The organism is Clostridium vincentii, assembly GCF_002995745.1.
GTDB classification, from domain to species: Bacteria; Bacillota; Clostridia; order Clostridiales; family Clostridiaceae; genus Clostridium; species Clostridium vincentii.
Window position 1 is genome coordinate 1 of the sequence record NZ_PVXQ01000082.1, and the last position, 1,645, is coordinate 1,645.

At 32.2% G+C, this 1,645-nt stretch carries 1 protein-coding gene; it reads right to left on the reverse strand.

Annotated elements, in window-relative coordinates:
• Positions 1–86: 86 nt before the first annotated feature.
• Positions 87–1,565, reverse strand: a complete 1,479-nt coding sequence (locus CLVI_RS17120) for an ISLre2 family transposase (RefSeq protein WP_106061451.1) — start codon at positions 1,563–1,565, stop codon at positions 87–89.
• Positions 1,566–1,645 lie beyond the last annotated feature (80 nt).

The window sequence follows — 1,645 nt, forward strand, 5'->3', positions numbered from 1 at the left end:
GATTGAGTCAAGTAAAAGTGGGCAACTATTTTATTATCCATTATTTTACAGTATATATTTATAACTTCCCTTAAGCATTTTTACTCTTAATTGTAACTAATATCTCCAAATCCTTTTAATCCACATAAGTTTTGTATCACTTTTCTTCCCAAACTAACTGCAGCTCCGCTGTACGGAATAGGTGCGCTATGAATTTTATATTCTTTCGATTTCTTCCCTTTTTTATTAACAGCCGAGGCTGATAGTGGCATTTCAGCAATTACAGCATCTATAACATCATTAGGTATAATATTGCTATATATTTTATCTAATGTACTGAATAATCTATTACTAAACTTCTCTGCTAATATTTTAGAAAGATTATCCGCGCCCTGAATAGACCAGCTCATTTTTCGTCCCTTCATTCTATGAGCTAAGACATCGCAAATATTGTGTTCCATGGTTCCTAATTGCCTATATTCTATACCTTCCGGTGGCGTAGGCATATTTATATTGCTCCTTAATTTGTATGGCATTAAGGCATCTCTATTATGGGAAAGGTAGTCGTATAGTTCTATAAGCTTTTTAAAAACAACTTCATTTTCATTGTTATCTATCATCATATTAACAATTAGTTGTAAACCTTCATCAATCTTTGCTTCTCTAAATAATCTCACTAAAATTTTCTGATATTTTTTATTACTTACTTTACGAATAATTGCTTGACTTATATGAAACGGATCTAATTGAAAATGTATATCTTGATCTTCACAGGTCGCTTTTATCCAATTAGCACCATCACCATTCAAAATTCTAATCTCAATTTCATCAACATTATATTTTTCAGCTATAGTAGCTTCTGAAAGTTTTCTAAAATGAGTGGCACTCTCAAAACTCGCACAAACAGTTTTATCCACAACAGCATATTCTTTTTTACTACCAGGTCGCAATGTCCATCCTGTATATGCTATTGCTAATTTTAGCTCTTTCTTCTTACTTTTGCCCTCTGGTCTATCTTTACCTTGGATGTATAACCAAAGACCATCTTGTTCTTGAAATAACACTGGTACTTCCTTCTCACCGTTTAGGAACCCCTTTTCATTTAGTTCAATCTTACGTTCTTCTATCTCATTAATCTTCTTTCCAACTGTTTGAACTACGTTCCAAACGCCTTGTGGACTAATTTCTTGATTACACATTGTTTTTATATTCTCAGCTGTTTTTCTAAAAGATACTTCCGCCACGTTAGTTAAAATAGTCTCAACAAGGTTAATTGAAAAATTGCCTATAGTGTCCATTCCTAAATATTCATCCAGAAGAAATTTATTAGCTTTCTTACCATCTTCAAGTTCAAATTGATAAATACGCCTAGAATACTCAACATCACCCATAATTGTCCTTAAACAAGTTTGTTTAAGACCTTTATTTCGATATACTTTACTATCTCTTTCTCTAAGCAATCTTTCATCTAGTGATTGCAAGACTTCACTCAGAGCTTTGCATGCTTCATCACAGGCGAATTTATAAATTCTTTTCTCCAAATCCTTGAAAGTTAGGCCGTTCTCATTTAAACTAATATCATACATAAATCCAACTCCATTCTTTTTATCTTAGCAATAAAATTATAATGGATAATTTATGTATTGGGGAGATGTTTTTACATCTC

Coding starts and splice junctions, on each gene's coding strand:
- CLVI_RS17120 (WP_106061451.1), bottom strand. CDS start 1,565: ATGTATGATATTAGTTTAAATGAGAACGGCCTAACTTTCAAGGATTTG.